The sequence below is a fragment of the Pseudomonas sp. TE6288 genome (assembly GCF_054062095.1).
This window is the reverse complement of record NZ_JBSSEW010000032.1, coordinates 22,959-42,423: the sequence shown is the minus strand read 5'-3', so window position 1 is coordinate 42,423 and position 19,465 is coordinate 22,959. Positions and strand designations below refer to the sequence as shown.

At 65.2% G+C, this 19,465-nt stretch carries 18 protein-coding genes and 1 pseudogene; 8 read left to right on the top strand and 11 right to left on the bottom strand.

Going from position 1 to position 19,465, the window contains the following annotated elements:
- Positions 1-264, top strand: a pseudogene (locus tag ACVWY1_RS24730) (hypothetical protein); the annotation flags it as partial.
- 129 nt (positions 265-393) lie between these two features.
- The gene (locus ACVWY1_RS24725; protein ID WP_102684702.1) at positions 394-1,269 is read left to right on the top strand and encodes a formate/nitrite transporter family protein; all 876 of its coding nucleotides are present in this window, start codon (positions 394-396) and stop codon (positions 1,267-1,269) included.
- Here ACVWY1_RS24725 and ACVWY1_RS24720 read toward each other — a convergent pair.
- Entirely contained in the window at positions 1,266-2,360 is a 1,095-nt protein-coding gene (locus ACVWY1_RS24720) for an MBL fold metallo-hydrolase (RefSeq protein WP_277505484.1), read from the bottom strand. The genes ACVWY1_RS24725 and ACVWY1_RS24720 overlap by 4 nt on opposite strands.
- 125 nt (positions 2,361-2,485) lie before the next feature.
- Between ACVWY1_RS24720 and ACVWY1_RS24715 the strand changes: the two genes are divergently transcribed.
- Positions 2,486-3,562, top strand: coding sequence for a diguanylate cyclase (locus tag ACVWY1_RS24715; RefSeq protein WP_277505485.1), 1,077 nt, complete (start codon positions 2,486-2,488; stop codon positions 3,560-3,562).
- A 52-nt stretch (positions 3,563-3,614) separates the two neighbouring features.
- Positions 3,615-6,197: a bifunctional diguanylate cyclase/phosphodiesterase gene (locus ACVWY1_RS24710; RefSeq protein ID WP_457378868.1), complete on the top strand. Its 2,583-nt coding sequence runs from the start codon at positions 3,615-3,617 to the stop codon at positions 6,195-6,197.
- Between the two features lie 17 nt (positions 6,198-6,214).
- Here the strand turns inward: ACVWY1_RS24710 and ACVWY1_RS24705 are convergent, their stop codons facing one another.
- Positions 6,215-6,535, bottom strand: a complete 321-nt coding sequence (locus tag ACVWY1_RS24705) for a DUF2025 family protein (protein ID WP_102684698.1) — start codon at positions 6,533-6,535, stop codon at positions 6,215-6,217.
- A 183-nt stretch (positions 6,536-6,718) separates the two neighbouring features.
- On the opposite strand from ACVWY1_RS24705, the gene ACVWY1_RS24700 reads away from it, so the two are divergent.
- The gene (locus tag ACVWY1_RS24700; RefSeq protein WP_139669349.1) at positions 6,719-7,933 is read left to right on the top strand and encodes a GAF domain-containing sensor histidine kinase; all 1,215 of its coding nucleotides are present in this window, start codon (positions 6,719-6,721) and stop codon (positions 7,931-7,933) included.
- Here the strand turns inward: ACVWY1_RS24700 and ACVWY1_RS24695 are convergent.
- On the bottom strand, positions 7,872-8,789 hold the full coding sequence (locus ACVWY1_RS24695; protein WP_110704410.1) for a LysR family transcriptional regulator: 918 nt from the start codon (positions 8,787-8,789) through the stop codon (positions 7,872-7,874). The two genes, ACVWY1_RS24700 and ACVWY1_RS24695, sit on opposite strands and share 62 nt — an antisense overlap.
- A 113-nt stretch (positions 8,790-8,902) precedes the next feature.
- Here ACVWY1_RS24695 and ACVWY1_RS24690 point away from each other — a divergent pair, with 113 nt between their 5' ends.
- Positions 8,903-9,661 (top strand): SDR family NAD(P)-dependent oxidoreductase, encoded by a 759-nt coding sequence (locus tag ACVWY1_RS24690; protein WP_457378867.1) that lies wholly within the window; start codon positions 8,903-8,905, stop codon positions 9,659-9,661.
- A 21-nt stretch (positions 9,662-9,682) separates the two neighbouring features.
- Here the strand turns inward: ACVWY1_RS24690 and ACVWY1_RS24685 are convergent, their stop codons facing one another.
- Positions 9,683-10,462: a LysR family transcriptional regulator gene (locus tag ACVWY1_RS24685; protein WP_457378866.1), complete on the bottom strand. Its 780-nt coding sequence runs from the start codon at positions 10,460-10,462 to the stop codon at positions 9,683-9,685.
- Between the two features lie 101 nt (positions 10,463-10,563).
- On the opposite strand from ACVWY1_RS24685, the gene ACVWY1_RS24680 reads away from it, so the two are divergent.
- Entirely contained in the window at positions 10,564-11,292 is a 729-nt protein-coding gene (locus ACVWY1_RS24680; protein ID WP_102684693.1) for an SDR family oxidoreductase, read from the top strand.
- Between the two features lie 124 nt (positions 11,293-11,416).
- Here the strand turns inward: ACVWY1_RS24680 and ACVWY1_RS24675 are convergent, their stop codons facing one another.
- The 7 genes from ACVWY1_RS24675 to ACVWY1_RS24645 all read right to left on the bottom strand — a co-directional run bounded on the left by ACVWY1_RS24675 (position 11,417) and on the right by ACVWY1_RS24645 (position 16,258).
- Positions 11,417-12,277: an efflux RND transporter periplasmic adaptor subunit gene (locus tag ACVWY1_RS24675; protein WP_457378865.1), complete on the bottom strand. Its 861-nt coding sequence runs from the start codon at positions 12,275-12,277 to the stop codon at positions 11,417-11,419.
- A gap of 11 nt (positions 12,278-12,288) precedes the next feature.
- On the bottom strand, positions 12,289-12,495 hold the full coding sequence (locus tag ACVWY1_RS24670) for a DUF1656 domain-containing protein (RefSeq protein WP_102684692.1): 207 nt from the start codon (positions 12,493-12,495) through the stop codon (positions 12,289-12,291).
- Entirely contained in the window at positions 12,482-14,470 is a 1,989-nt protein-coding gene (locus tag ACVWY1_RS24665) for an FUSC family protein (protein WP_277501726.1), read from the bottom strand. Before ACVWY1_RS24665 ends, ACVWY1_RS24670 begins: the two co-directional genes overlap by 14 nt.
- A gap of 183 nt (positions 14,471-14,653) precedes the next feature.
- Positions 14,654-14,770 (bottom strand): cytochrome c oxidase subunit CcoM, encoded by a 117-nt coding sequence (ccoM, locus tag ACVWY1_RS24660; RefSeq protein ID WP_023629476.1) that lies wholly within the window; start codon positions 14,768-14,770, stop codon positions 14,654-14,656.
- A gap of 135 nt (positions 14,771-14,905) precedes the next feature.
- Complete coding sequence (locus ACVWY1_RS24655; protein WP_172670873.1) at positions 14,906-15,067, bottom strand: hypothetical protein; 162 nt, start codon at positions 15,065-15,067, stop codon at positions 14,906-14,908.
- 59 nt (positions 15,068-15,126) lie between these two features.
- Positions 15,127-15,453: an aspartate-semialdehyde dehydrogenase gene (locus tag ACVWY1_RS24650; protein ID WP_198755480.1), complete on the bottom strand. Its 327-nt coding sequence runs from the start codon at positions 15,451-15,453 to the stop codon at positions 15,127-15,129.
- A gap of 112 nt (positions 15,454-15,565) precedes the next feature.
- Positions 15,566-16,258, bottom strand: coding sequence for a M949_RS01915 family surface polysaccharide biosynthesis protein (locus ACVWY1_RS24645; protein WP_457378864.1), 693 nt, complete (start codon positions 16,256-16,258; stop codon positions 15,566-15,568).
- Positions 16,259-16,382: 124 nt separating this feature from the next.
- On the opposite strand from ACVWY1_RS24645, the gene rapA reads away from it, so the two are divergent.
- Complete coding sequence (gene rapA, locus ACVWY1_RS24640; protein ID WP_277501728.1) at positions 16,383-19,229, top strand: RNA polymerase-associated protein RapA; 2,847 nt, start codon at positions 16,383-16,385, stop codon at positions 19,227-19,229.
- The last annotated feature ends 236 nt before the right edge of the window (positions 19,230-19,465 follow it).

Below are 19,465 nucleotides of genomic sequence, written 5' to 3'. Positions count from 1 at the left end.
CGCATGGCCACTTGTGATGCTGATAATCTTGGCGACTATCAGTCCGTACTCACAAGCACCCACACGAATTGCTTGATTCAATTTGTTAAAGAGCGTTTGGCCAAGAGCTTTTCGTCTCAACCGAGGCGCGCATTCTACGCTTTCCTCATTTCGTGTCAAGCGTTTATTTTGAAGTTTTTCAGAAGTCGCTTTTTGCAAAACATCTTCTACCTCAACAACTTACCGCTTGCCTCGTGGCGTTCAACGCTGCGAGGAGGCGAATAATACGCGGTTTGATTTCAGAGTCAACACTTTGATCTGAAAAAACTTTCGATCACCATCCAGCGGCACGTCGGCAACTATTCGCCACGGTTGCCGCTCTGTAGAGAAACACGCAAGCGGAGCGGCTTTGCCATGAGCGATGCACAGAATGAGAAGACCCCGGGGCTGTCGGCGGACGAAGAGCAGGAAGTCAGCCACAACCAGCCGCCGCGGGCGGCAGTGTTGCACGAGATCATCCGCTACCAGGGTGACCAGGAACTGGAGCGCACCCTCGCCGCCTTGTGGTGGTCGGCACTGGCGGCAGGCCTGACCATGGGCCTGTCATTGATGGCCATGGGGCTGTTCTATGCCCGCCTGCCGGAAGGCGACAGCGCCCAGGTGATCGCCAGCCTGGGCTACAGCGCGGGGTTCCTGGCAGTGATCCTGGCCCGCCAGCAACTGTTCACCGAGAACACCCTGACCGCCGTGCTACCGGTGATGACCGCGCCCACCCTGAGCAACCTCGGCCGGCTGTTGCGCCTGTGGAGCGTCGTGCTGCTCGGCAACCTGGCCGGCACGCTGCTGGTGGCCTGGGTGATGCTCGAACTGCCAATCTTCGACAGCAAGACCGACATCGCCTTCCTTGAGGTGGGCCGCAAGGTGATGACCAACGACATCAGCCAGATGTTCGCCAAAGGCATCGTCTCCGGGTGGATGATCGCCACCATGGTCTGGATGATCCCCTCCATGGAGCACGCCAAGATCTGGATCATCCTGGTGATCACCTACCTGATGGCCCTGGGCGACTTCACCCACATTGTCGTGGGCTCGGTGGAAGTGTCGTACCTTGTCTGGGCCGGCGATGAAACCTGGCAGGCGTTCTGGCTGGACTTCGCACTACCCACCCTGGCGGGCAACATCATCGGCGGCAGCTTCATCTTTGCCCTGATCAGCCACGCCCAGGTTCGCAGCGACAGCGGCAAGCCCCCCTCGCAATTGCTCAAGGATGAAAAGCCGAAAAAGGACTAGCGCGCCGCTACCGCCCGCTCGGCTCCCCTGCCCCGCTGCGGCAATGGCCGTGGCCGCCACCAGTTCTGCCCGGGGTGTGGCGAGTCGAGGCTGACCCGCTCGCCCATCTGCGGCGTGCTCAATTGCACCTGGGCGGCGTTGGTCAGGGCCAGGATACGCTCGAAGGGCTCCTGCCAACCGTGGATGGACAGGTCGAAGGTGCCGTTATGAATCGGCAACAACCAGCGGCCTTGCAAGTCCAGATGCGCCTGCAGGGTCTGTTCCGGCTGCATGTGCACATTGGGCCAGGCAACGTTATAGGCGCCAGTCTCCATCAGGGTCAGGTCGAACGGCCCATACTGCTCGCCGATTTCACGGAAACCGTCGAAATAGCCAGTATCGCCGCTGAAGAATAGCCGCAGCCCTTCGTCGATCATCACCCAGGACGCCCAGAGCCTGCGGTTGCTGTCGAACAGCCCGCGCCCGGAAAAGTGCTGGGCAGGCGTGGCGACGAAGCGCACGCCTTCGACTTCGGTTTCCTGCCACCAGTCCAGTTGCCGCACCTTGGCCGGCGGCACGCCCCACTCGACGAGCAAGTCCCCCACGCCCAACGGCGCGAGGAAATGCTCGGTGCGCGGTGCCAGCTGGCGGATGGCCTGCTCATCCAGATGGTCGAAATGGTCGTGGGAGAGAATCACCGCGGTCAGTGGCGGCAGGTCGCCCAGCGCCAGCGGCGGCGCATGGAAGCGCAACGGCCCGGCCCACTGCACCGGCGAGGCGCGCTCGGCGAACACCGGGTCGGTAATGAAGAAGCGCCCGCGCAACTTGAGCAGCACAGTGGAATGGCCGAGGCGCCACAAGCTGTGATCCGGTGCGTCAGCCACCTGCTGGCGGGTCATCGGCTGCAGGCTGAGCGCTGCGTCTGGCCGGGTCTGTGGTGGCTTGCGCAGCAGCAGGTACTTGACGCCGATGCGCAACTTCTTGAGCACGCCGTCCTTGGGCAGTTCGACCTGGTTGTGAAAGCGCCCGTCCCGATACGGAGCCGGCTCGCCGGCGGGGGTAGCCATGGAGACCATGAGCAACAGCACTCCGCAAATGAGGAAAGCCTTCATATTACTCCACAGGGTCGGATCAACCGTGAAATGGCTTGTAAGGTCATTTTTCGCCGATGAACGATTGTTCAACAATATTCACATTACTTATGCGATAAACGGCGCTCCACAGAAGAACGACAACCATGATCGACAATCGCAGCGGCAAGGGGCTCTCTTTCGTCAGGCGCATCTACCTGCCGCGCATCATCGGCCTGGGAATCGGCCTGTTCAGCGTGATGGCTGCCATCGCCCCGCTGACCCCACCGCCCTGGGCCTGGGCCCTGCTGCTGTTCAATGGCCTGGTCTGGCCACACGTGGCCTACCAGTGGGCCCTGCGCTCGGCCTCCCCGTACCAGGCCGAGCAGCGCAACATCCTGCTGGATTCGCTGATGGGCGGTTTCTGGACCGCGGCTATCCACTTCAACCCGCTACCCAGCGTCACCATCCTGTCGATGATGACCATGAACAACGTCGCCGCCGGTGGCAAACGCGTGCTGCTGCGCGGCCTGTTGGCGCAGCTGTGCGGCATGCTCTTGGCCACCACGCTGCTCGGCACCGGCCTGCAGGCACAGGCCACGCAGTTGCAGGTCCTCGCCTGCCTGCCGATGCTGACCCTCTACCCCCTGGCCCTGGGCTGGGTGTGCTACCAGTTGGCGATCAAGCTGACCGAACACAAGCGCCGCCTCAGCGCCCTGAGCCGTACCGACAGCCTCACCGGACTGCTCAACCATGGTTCGTGGAAAGACCTGCTGCTGCTCAAGTTCCAGATCTGCCAGCAGCAGCGGCTGCCAGCGGTCATCGCGCTGATCGACATCGACCACTTCAAGACCATCAATGATACCTACGGCCATGTGGTCGGCGACTGCGTGTTGCGCCAGCTCAGCCAGGAGCTCAAGCGCACCCTGCGCGAGGACGACCTGGCCGGGCGCTATGGCGGCGACGAGTTCTGCGTGATCCTCCCCGGCACCCACGAAGCCCAGGCCTGCCAGGCCATGGAGCGCCTGCGCGAACGCCTGGCCGCCTACCGCAACCCGCACTTGCCGGGCTTGCGCATCAGCCTGAGCATCGGCCTGGCGGACTTTCGACCCGACCTCGCCTCGCCCGAGCATTGGCTGGAACAGGCCGACAAGGCCCTGTATGCCGCCAAGCGCCAGGGTCGCGACCAGGTCAATTTCGCTCGCGGCGAGGCCGCCACGCTCAGGCTGGCCTATCCTGACTGAACCTTCGCCCAGGCCTCGGGCGCAAGACAGCAGTTGAAGGAGTCGCCCGTACATGGACAGGAACGTCGACCTTTCACCCTCCAGCCCCACCTCGCGCCTGCAGGTGCGCCGCCTGGTCGGCGGTTTCTGCGCGCTGTTCGGGCTCGCTTGCGTGTTCACCCTGGTGGCGCTGTTCAACATCGCCGCCACGCTGGACCGCCAGGCGCTGGAGCAAAGCACCTTCCAGGCCACCCAGGCGCTGGAGCAGCGGCTGGTGGCCTCGCGTCAGTTCCTCTCCAGCTACGCCGTCTGGGACGTCGCCTACGAACATCTGGTAGGCAAGGTCGACTGGCAGTGGGCGTATGACGAGAAGAACGTCGGTGAGTCGCTGTACAGCGCCAGCGGCTACGAAGGCGTGTTCGTGGTCGAGGATGGCCGCACCACCTACGCCCTGTTCAAGGGCAAACCCACCGATTCGCCGGCTAGCGCCCATATCGACAGCCCCCTGGCAGCGATCATCGCCGCCGCGCGCAGGGCGGCCCCGGCCCGCGAGCAGGTAACCCATTTCGTACGTTTCAACGGCTGGCCCGCAGTACTCAGCGCCGCGGCAGTACGCCCGGACAAGGAAGTGACCGAGGCTGATGTAAAACAGGCGCCGGTGATGGTGTTCGTCGACCAGCTGACCGAAGCCAAGCTCGCAGTGCTGGGCAAAGGCGCGGGTTTGACTGGCATGCGCCTGGAAAAAAACGCTGTTGCCCAGGCCGGGCAACCGCATATCGCCCTCGGCGAAACCGGTTATCACCTGGTCTGGAACACACCGTTGCCGGGCCGCCAACTGCTTCATGCCTTTCTGCCGCCGCTGCTGGCAGTACTGCTGGTACTTGGCCTGGTGCTGCTCTACCTGTTCCGCCACGCCCTGCGCAGTTCCCAGGCAATAGATGAAAGCCTGCTGCGATTGCAGCAGAGCAACCGCGCCCTGGAAGCCAGCGAGCAGCGCTTTCGCGCAGTGGCCGAAGCCGCCTCCGACTGGATCTGGGAAACCGACCGCCATCACCGCCTGACCTACCTGTCGCAGCGCTTCGTCAGCGTCACCGGCTACCGCATCGAGGACTGGCTCGGCCAGCCGCTCAACCAGTTGCTGGCCTGCGACACCACACCCCTGCTGCCGTGGCTCGACAGCCAGGCCGACGACAACCCGCAGCAACTGGCCAACCTGCGCTGCAACTACGATGACGCCAGCGGCCAGAACCGCTACTGCCGCGTCTCGGCGCGCTCGATCGTCTACGAGGGCAAGCTCGCCGGCTTTCGCGGCACCGCCAGCGACATCACCGACGAGGTCGCCGCCCATGCCCGCATCCAGCACTTGTCGATGCACGATGCCCTGACGGGCCTCGCCAACCGCAACAAACTGTCGCGCCACCTCGAGCAGGCGTTGTTGCGCGGCAGCGATTCACCACCGTTGACCCTGCTGCTGCTGGACCTGGACAGTTTCAAGCCCATCAACGATTCCCTCGGCCATCCGGCCGGCGACGCAGTACTACAGGAGGTGGCCGGCCGTCTGCGCGACACCACCCGCGACAATGACCTGGTCGCTCGCCTGGGCGGCGACGAGTTCGTCCTGGTCTTGCACGGCCTGGACAACCGCAGTGAAATCGACCGTTTCTGCGCGCGCCTGCTCGACCTTTTGCAGCAGCCCATTGGCTTCGAGGAACACCAGTTGCACATCGGCGCCAGCATCGGCATCGCCCAGACCCGGGCCCAGGGTTACGATGCCGGCGAACTGATCCGCTGCGCCGACATCGCCCTGTACCAGGCCAAGGCCGACGGCAAGAACACCTGGCGCTACTTCTCGCCGGAAATGAACCAGCAGATCCAGTACCGCCGCCAGCTGGAAAACGACCTGCGCCGGGCGATCAAGCAGCACGAGTTCGTGCTGCACTACCAGCCACGCTATCGCCTGGACGACCTGCGCATCGTCTCGGTGGAAGCCCTGTTGCGCTGGGAGCATCCGCAAGAAGGGCTGATAGGGCCAGACACCTTCATCCCACTGGCCGAACAGAGCGACCTGATCGTCCCGCTGGGTCGCTGGGTACTCGAAGAAGCCTGCCGCAATGCCCGTGACTGGCCCGAAGAGTTGCTGGTCTCGGTCAACCTGTCGCCTGCGCAGTTCTCCCGCAGCGATGTGGTCGCCGATGTGCGCCAGGTGTTGCTGGACACCGGCTTCCCGGCCCAGCGCCTGGAGCTGGAAATCACCGAGAACGTGATGCTCAACGACATCGAAGGCGCCCTGGGCACCATGCTCGCGCTCAAGGAACTGGGCGTGCGCCTGAACATGGATGACTTCGGCACCGGCTACTCGTCACTGGGCTACCTGCGTACCTACCCCTTCGACAGCATCAAGATCGACAAGCGCTTCATCGCCGGGTTGAGCAGCCAGAGCGGCAACGACCGGGCCGTGGTCCAGGCGATCATCAACCTGGGCAAGGCCATGGGGCTGACGGTGACCGCCGAGGGCGTGGAGACCGAGCAGCAATTGAAGGCGCTGGACAAGGAGCAGTGCCACGAGGTGCAGGGCTACTACCTGAGCAAGCCCGTGGACCGGGCAGGGTTCGAGGCGCTGCTGGCGAACCGGGAAGTTCGCCAGGATGCGTCCTGAACGCGCTGCCACGGGATTCAGCGCAGGCTGCGCTCAGCCACGATTTCGGGCAGGTCGGTACGGTTGAGGTAGATGCGCAAGGGCTCGCCGATGTTCAAGCGATCGTCCACATGCTGCTCCAGCAGCAACGCCAGGCGCTCCCGGCACAGCGCCATGCGCGCATCGGCCTCGGGCCGCCAGACGAACTCGCTGCAGGGGGTGATGCTGTCGTCGGCCACGTCCATGCCGAACGCGTCCTCTGAAAACCGCACGATATGGGTGCCGCGCTTGCCGTGAAAGCCGACGAAGCCCTTGAGCTGGTCGGCGGCGATGCAGATGTCCTGGGATGTGATGGCCATGGCGTAACCTCGCAAAGAATTCGGAAGTGACGCACGCAGAGGGGGCGGTCGCCTCTGGCGGGCAACGCGCAAGTGCCAGCCTAACCCAAGTGCCAGACCGTTCGCCAAGGTTTTTCACCCCTCGCGCCAAGGCCCGCTAGACTGGATTTTCGAGCCCCTTCGTTGTTATCGGATCCGCCCCTCATGACCCAGGCCGTCACCGCCGACATTGCCATCATTGGTCGCATCAACGCCGTGCCGGCCATCCTCCAGGTCATCTGCGAGACCACTGGCCTGCGCTTTGCCGCCGTGGCCCGGGTGACCGAGAGCAACTGGACGGCCTGCGCGGTGCTCGACACCCTGGGATTCGGCCTCGAGGTTGGCGGCGAACTCGAGGTCGCCACCACGCTGTGCCACGAAATCCGCAGCACACGCCGTACCATCGTGATCGACAAGGCCAGCGAGGACGAGCAGTACTGCCGTCACCACGCCCCGCGCCAGTACCGCTTCGAAAGCTACATTTCAGTTCCGGTGCTACGTACCGACGGCAGCTTCTTCGGTACCATCTGCGCCCTGGACGCCAAGCCAACGCCGCTCAAGGGCACGGCGATACAGCCAATGATGGAATCGTTCGCCCGCCTGCTGGCCATTCAGATCGAAAGCGAGGAAAACGCCCAGCGCACCGAGCTCGCCCTGCACAAAGAGCGGGCCATGGCCGAGGTCCGCGAGCAATTCATTGCCGTGCTCGGCCACGACCTGCGCAACCCGCTGTTCGCCATCACCGCCGGTGCCGAACTGCTCAGCCAGCGCCTGACGCACGACAAGCAACGGGCCATCGCCCTGCATATCCTCACCTGCGGCCAGCGGGCCACCGAGCTGGTGCGCGACATGCTGGATTTCGCCCGTGGCCGCCTTGGTGCCGGGATCCCCTTGAACCTGCAACCCTGCCACGATCTGCCGGACGCCCTCGGCCATGTGGCCTCCGAGCTGCAGCGTGTCCACCCGCAGCGGCGCATCATCCTCGACATTGGCCAGGTCGGCGGCCTGCTGTGTGACCGCGAGCGAATCATGCAACTGTTGTCCAACCTGATCGCCAATGCCCTCCTTCATGGCGACCCACAAGGCCCGGTGACCGTGCGCGCCAGCCTCAGCGACAGTACGTTCGACCTGAGCGTGCACAACCAGGGCACGCCGATCGCCCCGCAAACCCTGCCCTTGCTGTTCGAGCCTTTCAGCCGGCCGATCTCTGGCGCGCCCCAGCCCGGCCTGGGCCTGGGGCTGTACATTGCCAAGCAGATCGCCCTCGCCCACGGCGGCCGCATGGAGGTGACCTCCAGTGCCGAGGGCGGCACCCTGTTCAGTTTTCGCCTGCCGAAGGATCGACCTGGGACTCCAGGAGCACCGCCAGCCAGTTCATGAACGCCTGGACCCGGCGCGGCACATGGCGCTGCCGCGCATACAACAGCGACACCGGCATGGCCCGCGCCTGCCAGGGCTCGAGCAGCGACACCAGTTCACCCGCGCGCAGGTGTTCATCGACACCTACCGCCGGCACCTGGATCAGGCCTAGCCCAGCCAGGCAGGCGGCGGAATAGGCCTCGGCGTTGTTCACCGTGACCACGCCGGCCATGGCCTGGAAGCGCAGTTCGCCGCCCTGCTCGTATTCAAACCCGGCACTGCGCGCGCCGAGGTTGCGCACGTAGTGGACCAGCCGGTGGCTATCCAGGTCCTCCAGGCGGCGCGGCACACCGTGGCGTTCGAGATAGGCGGGGCTGGCGCAATTGCGCATGCTCAGGCGCCCGACCGGGCGCGCCACCACGTCAAGGTCGCTGAGCGCGCCGATGCGCATCACGCAATCGAAGCCTTCGCGCAACAGGTCGACCTGGCGGTCGGTGCAGCTGATCTCTACATCCAGGCGCGGGAAACGCTCGAGAAAACGCGGCAGCGCCGGCACGATGACCCGCCGCGCCATCATGGTCGGCAGGTCGATGCGCAGACGCCCGGCCAGCTCGGCGTCGTCGGCGCTGAACAGGCTCTCGATCTCGTCCATGCCCGACAACAGGTCCTTGCTGCGCTCGTACAGCAAGGCGCCGTCCTGGGTCGTGCGCACCCGGCGCGTGGTGCGGTTGAGCAGGCGCGTGCCGAGCAGGTTTTCCAGCGCCCGCACCTGTTCGGAAACGGTCGAGCGCGGCAGGCCCAGGCTTTCGCCGGCCAGGGTGAAACTGCTCAGCTCGCTGACCCTGACAAAGGTACGCAGCAGCTCCAACTTGTTCATACGGCCCCTAATTGTCCAATTGGCGCGAACAGTATTTCCGGATCGCCTGGATTTAACAGCACCTGTCCGACCAATAACCTGTCAGCCACAGCCACCCACCAAAGGTAACCGACATGACTCGCAAGATCGCACTGATCACCGGCGCCAGCCGCGGCCTGGGCAGGAACACCGCCGAACACCTGGCCGCCCGTGGCATCGACATCATCGGCACCTACCATAGCAAGGCCGACGAAGCCCGCGCCGTGGCGGCCACGCTGGAGCAGGCCGGCGGGCGCGCCGCCATGTTGCAATTGGATGTCAGCGACAGCGCCAGCTTCGCAGGCTTCGCCGAACGCCTGGGCGACACGCTTGGACAGCAGTTCGGGCGCCATCAGCTGGATTTCCTTGTAAACAACGCCGGCATCGGCCTGAACGTGCCATTCAGCGAGACCAGCGAGGCGCAGTTTGACCAGTTGCTGAACATCCAGCTCAAAGGCCCGTTCTTCCTTACCCAGCGCCTTCTGCCGCTGCTGGCCGATGGCGGGCGCATCGTCAACATCTCCACCGGCCTGACCCGCTTCGCCCTGCCCGGCTATGCCGCCTATGCGGCCATGAAGGGCGCCATGGAAGTACTGACCCGCTACCAGGCCAAGGAGCTGGGCGCGCGCGGCATCCGTGTGAACATTCTCGCGCCGGGCGCCATCGAGACCGATTTCGGCGGGGGCGTGGTGCGTGACAACCAGCAGGTCAATGACTACATCGCCGGCAATACCGCGCTGGGCCGGGTCGGCCTGCCCGACGATATCGGCGCGGCCATCGCCTTGTTGCTGGAAGATGGCAATGGCTGGATCAACGGGCAGCGGCTGGAGGTGTCGGGGGGCATGTTCCTCTGAGGAGCACGCTGCGCAATGCGCTCAAGCTCGGTTCAAGGCCTGGTGCAGCGCAGCGACGGCAGGAAGTGACAAAGCCTCATGGGTGATGCACAGGCCGACCCGGCGCCGCAGTGCCAGGCCGCTGCCGGGCCGCCAGTAGACCCCGGCACAGCGCTCGGCCAGGGACTGTGGCAACCATGCCGCGCCCAGCCCGGCGGCGACCATGGCCAGCGCCAGTTGCAACGAACCGGCCTGGCCAACCTGCTCGCCTTCGCCGTACAACCCCATCAGGCGCTGGTGCGAAGGATGCTGCGGACAGGTGATCCAGCGCCCGTCCGGCTGGCTGCCGGTCGCCATTACCAGCACGAAGGCCTCCTCCCACAACGGCAGGAACAGTTCGTCCTCGCAGCCCTGGGCCTCGTCGGCCAGCCGCGCATCCCCGTCGCACCCCGCCAGCAAGGTCAATTGCAGGCCCGCAACCGCCTGGCTGGCCAGGCGCACGCAAGCCTCGACCTGGGCCGGCGCGATGTCCGCCTCGATGCCCAGGGCCAAAGGCACCCGCTCCTGCCCCTGGCGAAAGCGCAGGCGCAGCGCGTCGGCCTCGGCCACCATGCGGCAGGCCTGGGGATACAGCTCACGCGCCTGCTCGCTGACTTCGACCCCACGGGCCTGACGCAGGAACAGCTCGGCGCCCAGGTCGTCCTCCAACTGGCGGATGGTCACCGACAAGGTGGGTTGCGCCACGCACAGGCGCTGGGCGGCTACCGTGATGTTGCGCGCTTCGAAGACCGCGATAAATGCCTTGAGATGACGGATATCCATAGATAGAACCGATGCCAGCCAGAGAAATAAGCCGTTTTTCATGGCCGAAAGGGCTATCTAGAATCCTGGCCATCGAAAGCGATTATGCCTGGGAGGCAACCATGAACAAACCCCTGATCATCATCACCGGCGCCAGCTCCGGCATAGGCGCCGCCACCGCCCAACGCTTTTCCGCCGCGGGCCATCCGCTGTTGCTGGTCGCCCGCCGCCTGGATCGCCTGGAGGCGCTGGCGTTGCCCGATTGCCTGTGCCGCGCCGTGGACATCCGCGACCGCGCAGCACTGGTCGCCGCCGTGGCCGAGGCCGAAGCCGTGTACGGGCCCGCCGATGCCTTGGTGAACAATGCCGGGGTGATGCTGCTGGGGCAGATGCACGAACAGGACCCGGAACAATGGGAGCGCATGTTCGACATCAACGTCAAAGGCCTGCTCAACGGCGTGCACGCGCTGGTCGGCGGGATGGTCGAGCGGCGCCATGGCACCCTGATCAATGTCAGCTCGGTGGCCGGACGCAAGACCTTCCCCAACCATGTGGCCTACGTAGGCAGCAAGTTCGCCGTGCACGGGTTGTCGGAAAACCTGCGCGAGGAGCTGGCGCCGCACAATGTGCGGGTGGTGACCATCGCGCCGGGCGCAGTGGAGACCGAGCTGCTCGGGCATACCACCGACGCGGGCATCAAGCGCGACTACGAGGCCTGGAAGGCCAATGACATGGGCGGCGTGGTGCTGTCGGCGGAAGATGTCGCCGGGGCAATCGTCTGGGCCTACCAGCAGCCGCAGCAGGTGTGCATTCGCGAGATCGTGCTGGCGGCGACCGCCCAGCAGCCTTGAGGCTGAGTACCGGGGGCGCGATGCGCCCCTTTCGCCGCGGTTCGTCGCCACGACGAGCCGGCTCCCACACCGACCGCGCCGGCCTCAAGTCATGTGCAATCCCAGGGGGAGCTGGCCTGCCCCCTCAAGGCGCTTCGTGCACCTGCACGCTGGCCGTCATGCCGGCGCTCAGGGTCACGCCCTCCGGCACCTGGTCCAGGCGGATGCGCACGGGTATGCGCTGCGCCAGCCGCACCCAGTTGAACGTCGGCTCCACCTCTGGCAGCAACTGCCCATCCGGCGTCGAGTTGCGGTCGGTGATCCCCCGGCTGATGCTTTCTACCTGCCCTTGCATCGCGTCGCCGGCGCCCATGAGCCAGACCTTGACCGGGTCGCCGACGCGAATCCGCGGCAGCTTGGTTTCTTCGAAATACGCCTGGATATAGAAAGTGGCATCGTCCACCAGCGCCATCACCGACTGCCCGGTGTTGACGAAATTGCCCTCGGCCAGGCGCAGATTGGTGATATGCCCGCCCCGCGGGGCGCGTACTTCGCTGCGGGCCAGGTTGATCTTCGCCACTTGCAACTGAGCCTCGGCCTCGTGCAGTTCGCCACGGGCGACAGCGGCGTTGATCTGGGCGTTCTCGCGCAGTTCGGCACTGATCGCCTCCGGCCCCAGCGCGGTGCGCCGGGCGGCCTCGCGCTCGCGCAGGCGCAACTGCTGGGTACGCGTCTCGACCACGGCGGTGGCCTGGTCGAAGGCGGCCTGGAAGCGTTCGCGGTCGATGCTCATCAGCAGGTCGCCGGCCTTCACCTGCTGGTTGTCATGCACCTTCAACGCGCTGACCCAGCCCGACACGTCTGGGGCGATCACCACCACGTCGGCACGCACCCGGGCATCCCGGGTCCAAGGCGTGAGCATGTAGTACTGCCACAGATGATAGCCAGCAAAAACAGCGAGGATCACCACACACAGGGTGACCAGTGTACGTACGACTGTACGCATGGACTTACTCCTTACAAAGGGCCTGACAGGCGCACCACCCCATACAGCACACAGACGAACAGCGCAGCGTCGAACAACGCCTCGTGCCAGATCCATCGCCCCAGGGGGGTGGCCTGCACGATGAAACGCAACAGCCCGGTGAGCACCAGCGCCAGCAGCACATAGATCAGAAACGGGCTGAGCAGCACGCCGCCCAGTGCCCACTCACGCAACCCCATGGGTTTCCTCCTGCCAGCGGCACCACTTGCCCCAGCTCTTGCGCAATTGCAGCACCGCGCCGATGGCCAGGCGCAGCGGGTCACTGGGCGGCTGGCGGCGCAGGGCCTCGATGAACTGTTCACTGGCAGTGTCCAGGCGCTGGCCACGCCCCGGCGCCGGGCCGCTGGCAAGGACCGCCTGCAACTGCTGCAGGTACTGGCGCTCGGCATTACCCAGCGGCGCCTTGGCCACGGCCAGGCACATGCGCAGGTGCACCAGTTCGTCACCGATATCCAGGCCGTGCAGGCCGTCGTCCCAGCGCTTGCGCTCGGCCTCGGGCAATTCGCTGGCATGCCGCGCCAGTTGCATCAGGCGGTCGGCCATGCGCCCGCCAAACCAGCTGTCGGCGCCGCGCAGGTCGCGCCGGGTCAGGCGCACCAGATCGCCTTGCGTGGCGGCGCGCAGGCGCCGGCCAAGCCAGGCCGGGTGACGCAGCACCAGCAAGCGGAACGCCATTACCGCGGCGCCCACGCCCAGCAGCATGGCCTGGGCGCTGTTGAGCATGGTCGCCACATCGAAATGCATGGCATTGAGCGGCGCGACCAGGACGATGAAGTGCAGGCAATAGGACGTGGCGGTCGCCCCGGTACGCGGGTGGGCCATGCCCAGGGCGCCAAAGAACAACGGCACACCCATGCCCAGGCAGAGCATGGCGAAGCTGCTCCATTGCGGCAGCAGGATCTGCCCCACCAGGAACGCCACCGGGATGGCCAGGAGGATGCCGCGCAGGAAACTCAGGCCGATCTGCGCACCATTCTCGCGGCTGGCGAACAGGCTGCAGACCACACAGGTGAGCACCAGGCCGCCTGGCGCTGATGGCCAGGCCGTGGCCAGCCAGAAACTGCTCATGGCCAGGAAGGCCAGGGCGCTGCGCGAACCGAATAGCAGGGCAAGGGACAAGTCGCGATGGGTTGCCAGGCTCTGCGTCGCCTGCCTCGGCGCCCGCCCCTGCTCGACGTCGTCGAGGGCCTGGGCGCAAGCCATCGTGTAGTCCAGCAGCAAGGTCAGGCGCGCCAGACAGTAGTGCTCGGCGGGGCTGATCCGCTCGTCGTGGGCGGCGTCCCAGACACGCTGGCGCAACACCAGCAAGCTGGGCTGCTCGGGGCTGGCCAGGTGAGCGCGAACCTCGTCCAGCCATGGCGCCAGATGCCTGGCTTCACCCTCGTCAAGCTGGCGCCACTGCCTGCGCACCGAGCGTGAGATGCGCAAAAGCACCATCAGTGTCTGGCTCAGGCCGCTGATCGCCCGGGCGCGCTGGCGGCCACGACTGCCTTCGAACCAGGCATGTTCGCGCTGGGCATCGATGGCGACGATGCGCCCGAGGCTGTCGAGCAGGCCGCCGCGTGCCTCGTCTTCGCCGCCAAGCATGGCGTTGGCCGCCTGCAGGCCGTTCTGCCAGGCCTGGCGGGCTTGGTCGGCCAGTTGCTGCTCCACGCGCATGGGCCAGAGCAGCGCGCTGGTGACGGTGGCGCAGACGATGCCCAGGCAGATCTCGGTGCAGCGCGCCACGGCCTGGTCGAAGACCTGCAACGGGTGGTCGACCGCCGGCAGGGCGATGATCGCCACGGTATAGCCGGCCAACACGAACGCGTAGGCCCAGGCACTGCGCAACTGGGTCGAGGCAGCGGTGCACAGGGCCAACCACAAGGCCAGGGTCAGCAGGAACAGCCACGGGGTCTGGGCGAACAGGCCGATGAACACCACCGACATGCAAGTGCCGACCAGGGTGCCGGCCAACCGCGCCAGGCCCTTCTGCACCACCATCCCCGACAACGGCTGGGCGACGATGAAGGCAGTCATCAGCGCCCACGCCGGTTGCTCCAGGCCCCAGCGCATCGCCAACCACAAAGCCAGGCCGCCACCAAGCAAGGTCTTGATGGCGAACTTGAGGGCGAGGCTGCTGGGGGCAAACAGGGCCTGGAAGGTGATGGGCACGAAACGGACCTTGGGCGCGCTGGGGTAATAGGAAGAAAGATAGACAACGGGAGGAAGGATAAAGCGGAAACGATTAATTAGCTAGCTAATCATCTAAGCAGTCGCAGGCAGATTTTCGCAGGCAAAAAAAATGGGCGACCGAAGTCGCCCTAAATGCCTTGCGTGCTCGTGAATCGGGAAGGATCAGCGCTGGTTGCGCTTTTTCGAGTCCTTCCAGATGAAAATGCCCAGACCGGCGAAGAAGGCCAACATCAACCCGACTGTTACCACCCCGGCGATAACCACGTTGTCGAAGAACATGTCGGCTCCTCCCTTGATGTGCCGTCATCCGATGGGTGCAAGGTAACCAATGCGAGGAGGGGGAAAATTGACCGGAGTCAATGGCGCCCGGGGCCGGGCGCGGGAGGCGGGTGCAGGGTTGACCTGCATCAAGTTTCAGCGCTTCTTCGGTTTGCCCTTGGGCTTTTTCTTCTTGGCCTGGGTCAGCGGCATGGCCTGCTCGAAGGCCTGGCGCATGTCGTCCAGACGCTTGTCATTGAGGTCGTGAATGCGTTTGGCGCGTTCGGCGCCGAAATCGATCAGGTTGTCTTGGCTCATGGTGGGCTCGACGGACAGCAGAGGCCCCAATAATGAAGGCTTGCCAGGGCGCTGACTAGTCAGACTTCGATATCCACCAGCAACCCCTGGCGCGTGCGCTCGCCCAGCGGCGCCACCGGCACGGTGTTGTCGGCATTGAGCTCCTCACCCGGCACCGCCTCGTACCGATCGCCTTCAGCCTGCTTGCGCCTTTTTTGCTGGCGGCGTTGCTCGTCACGCAGCAGCAAGGCCTGCTCTTCGGGATCACGATGATTCTTCAGGTCGATGGTGCCATCGCTGGATGTCGGCTGGGTGGGCACCACCGGTGGAATGGTCGGCGGTGGTTTGACCGGGTCGTGTTGCGAGGTCACGGGGGCGGCACTGAGCGGGATGATCGGCGGCAGCATGGGAGGTCTCCTGTAGCCTTGTTGTCGGCTGATGGCGCGCCGCCTTGAATGCCTGCGGTCGAAGGTGTGCGGCGTGTCACAACGCCGCATCGGGCTGGAGTATAGCGCGGGCCTACTCGGCGTCTTCGTCCGGATCGTCGGGTGAAGGGCTCGACTCGCTCCATGGCCGCTTGTAGACCTGCTGCCAGACCGCATCCATATGTTCGCGCACCCCTGGCGGGGCGTTCTTCAACGAGGCGCTGTCTTCGCGCTCGCCGCCGAACGAGTCTTCACCTGGCGGGCTGATCAGCGACTGGCCGGTGATGGTGTAGATCGCCTGGCCTTCACGCATCTCGATGGCGATGTCGTGGGGGTCGATACCGCCACCGCAGAAGGCATGGCTGGCCACTGTCACTTCGGCGACACCGTCCTTGTTCAGGTCGCCGACATCACTGACATCGGTATAAAAGTCGACGTCGAGGTCCAGACCAGCACAAGTGGTCTCCTGCTCGATCTGCCAGCGCGGCTTGAAGACATCGGCACTGGCGGCGCGGCCATACAGGGTGGCCTTGAGCACCACCTTGTCGACTTCCTCCTCGGTATCGGGGTCGGTGGCCTGGCCATCGACCCGGCTCAGCACCAGCAGGCCCTCGCCCTCGTGGTCATGGAAATGCACGCTCTTGATCGGCGTCTGCACGCCGAGCACTTCCAGTTGCTCGACCGGGATCGGCGGCAGGATCTCGAAACTTTTCTGTTCACAGGCGGCCAGCAGCGCCAGGCTGCCCAGGCCCAAGGTGACGTTCAACCAGCGGTGCTTGGCAAACATGTTGGCGCATGGCCCTCGTGACGGGTGTTCGTCGATGAACACGCTAGACTCACTGAGATTCTTTGGTCTGGCGCAGCCGATCCGGTAACATGGCCAGCTTTTTCACCGCGGGAGTTTTGGCAGTATGGCGCAGCAGTATCAACCGGGGCAACGCTGGATCAGCGACAGCGAGGCCGAGCTCGGTCTTGGGACCATCCTGGCGCAGGATGGCCGCCTGTTGACCGTGCTCTACCCGGCCACGGGCGACACGCGCCAGTACTCGCTACGCAATGCGCCGCTGACCCGCGTGCGCTTCTCGCCAGGCGATCTGATCACCCATTTCGAAGGCTGGAAGCTGACCGTGCAGGAGGTCGAGGACATCGACGGCCTGATGGTCTATCACGGCATCGACCCGCAGAACCAGCCACGCACGCTGCCCGAGACGCAGCTGTCCAACTTCATCCAGTTCCGCCTGGCCAGCGACCGCCTGTTCGCCGGGCAGATCGACCCACTGTCGTGGTTCTCGCTGCGCTACAACACCCTGCAGCACACCAGTAAGCAGATGCTCTCCACGCTCTGGGGCCTGGGTGGCGTGCGCGCCCAACCCATCGCCCACCAGTTGCACATCGCCCGTGAAGTCGCCGATCGCATCGCCCCGCGCGTATTGCTGGCCGACGAAGTAGGCCTGGGCAAGACCATCGAGGCCGGCCTGGTCATCCACCGCCAGCTGCTGTCCGGTCGTGCCAGCCGCGTGCTGATCCTGGTGCCGGAAAACCTCCAGCACCAGTGGCTGGTGGAAATGCGCCGGCGCTTCAACCTGCAGGTTGCACTGTTCGACGCCGAGCGCTTCATCGAGAGCGATGCCAGCAACCCGTTCGAGGATGCCCAGCTGGCGCTGGTCGCGCTGGAGTGGCTGGTCGAGGACGAGAAGGCCCAGGACGCGCTGTTCGCCGCCGGCTGGGACCTGATGGTGGTCGACGAGGCCCACCACCTGGTCTGGCACGAAGAGCAGGCCAGCCCCGAATACTCGCTGGTCGAGCAGCTGGCCCAGGTGATTCCCGGCGTGCTGCTGCTCACCGCCACGCCTGAGCAGCTCGGCCAGGACAGCCACTTCGCCCGCCTGCGACTGCTCGACCCCAACCGCTTCCACGACCTGGCCGCCTTCCGCGCCGAAAGCGAGCACTATCGCCCGGTGGCCGAAGCTGTACAGGAACTGCTCGACGAAGGCCGCCTGTCGCCGAAAGCCCACGCCACCATCCAGGGCTTCCTCGGCGCCGAAGGCGAAGCACTGCTGGCCGCGGTCAGCGATGGCGACAGCCAGGCCAGCGCGCGCCTGATCCGAGAACTGCTCGACCGCCACGGTACCGGCCGCGTGCTGTTCCGCAACACCCGTGCGGCGATCCAGGGCTTCCCCGAGCGCCAACTGCACCCCTACCCGCTGGCCAACCCCGAGGCCTACGCCGACCTGCCTTCGGGCGAGCGTGCCGAGCTTTACCCGGAAGTGGCCTTCCAGGCCCAGGGCGAAACCGGCGACGACGAGCGCTGGTGGCGTTTCGACCCACGGGTCGACTGGCTGATCGACACCCTGAAGATGCTCAAGCGCACCAAGGTCCTGGTGATCTGCGCCCACGCCGAGACCGCCATGGACCTGGAAGACGCCCTGCGCGTGCGCTCCGGCATCCCGGCCTCGGTGTTCCACGAAGGCATGAGCATCCTCGAGCGTGACCGCGCCGCCGCCTACTTCGCCGACGAAGAGTTCGGCGCCCAGGTGCTGGTGTGTTCCGAGATCGGCAGCGAAGGCCGCAACTTCCAGTTCGCCCATCACCTGGTGATGTTCGACCTGCCGGCACACCCGGACCTGCTCGAGCAACGCATTGGCCGCCTCGACCGGATCGGCCAGAAGCACACGATCCAACTGCACATCCCGTACCTGCAGGACAGCCCGCAGGAACGCCTGTTCCAGTGGTACCACGAAGGCCTCAACGCCTTCCTCAACACCTGCCCGACCGGCAACGCCCTGCAGCATCAGTTCGGCCCGCGCCTGCTGCAACTGCTGGCCGGTGGCGACGACAAGGGCTGGACCCAGCTGGTCGGCGAGGCCCGAGCCGAGCGCGAGCGCCTGGAGGCCGAGCTGCACACCGGTCGCGACCGCCTGCTGGAGCTCAACTCCGGTGGTGCTGGCGAAGGCCAGGCGCTGGTCGAGGCGATCCTCGAGCAGGACGACCAGTTCGCCCTGCCGATCTACATGGAAACCCTGTTCGACGCCTTCGGCATCGACAGCGAGGATCACTCGGAAAACGCCCTGATCCTCAAGCCGAGCGAGAAGATGCTCGATGCCAGTTTCCCGCTGGGTGACGACGAAGGCGTGACCATCACCTACGACCGCGGCCAGGCACTTTCGCGCGAGGACATGCAGTTCCTCACCTGGGAGCACCCGATGGTCCAGGGTGGCATGGACCTGGTGCTGTCCGGCTCGATGGGCAACACCGCCGTGGCGCTGATCAAGAACAAGGCGCTCAAGCCCGGCACCGTGCTGCTCGAACTGCTCTACGTCAGCGAAGTGGTGGCACCGCGCAGCCTGCAGCTGGGGCGCTACCTGCCACCGGCCGCGCTGCGCTGCCTGCTCGATACCAACGGCAACGACCTTGGCCCGCGGGTGGCCTTCGAAACCCTCAACGACCAGCTCGAAAGCGTGCCCAAGGCCAGCGCCAACAAGTTCGTCCAGGCCCAGCGCGACGTGCTGGCCAAGCGCATCGCCGCGGGCGAGGCCAAGGTCCTGCCAACCCACGACGAGCGCGTGGCCCAGGCCCGGCAACGCCTCACCGCCGAAGCCGACGAGGAGCTGGCGCGCCTGACTGCGTTGAAGGCCGTCAACCCGAGCGTGCGCGACAGCGAGATCGACGCCCTGCGCAAGCAGCGCGAAGAGGGTTTGGCGGCGCTGGAAAAAGCGGCACTGCGTCTCGAGGCGATCCGGGTGCTCGTCGCCGGTTGATCGCCATAGAGGCCATCGCGGGGCAAGCTCGCACCCACAATTCCGGCTCGGGATTGGTGGGAGCGGGCTTGCCCCGCGCTCGTTTCGTCCTGCAAGCCATCCATTTAGACCATCTGGCTATTGCCTTCATATCCAAATGGTAGAAATCAAATTGCCATTAATCAGGAAGGCTTAGGTACAGGTTCCTATACTCCAGCAGGAACAGTCTCCATCCGTGCTTTTTGGGGACGAGTGAA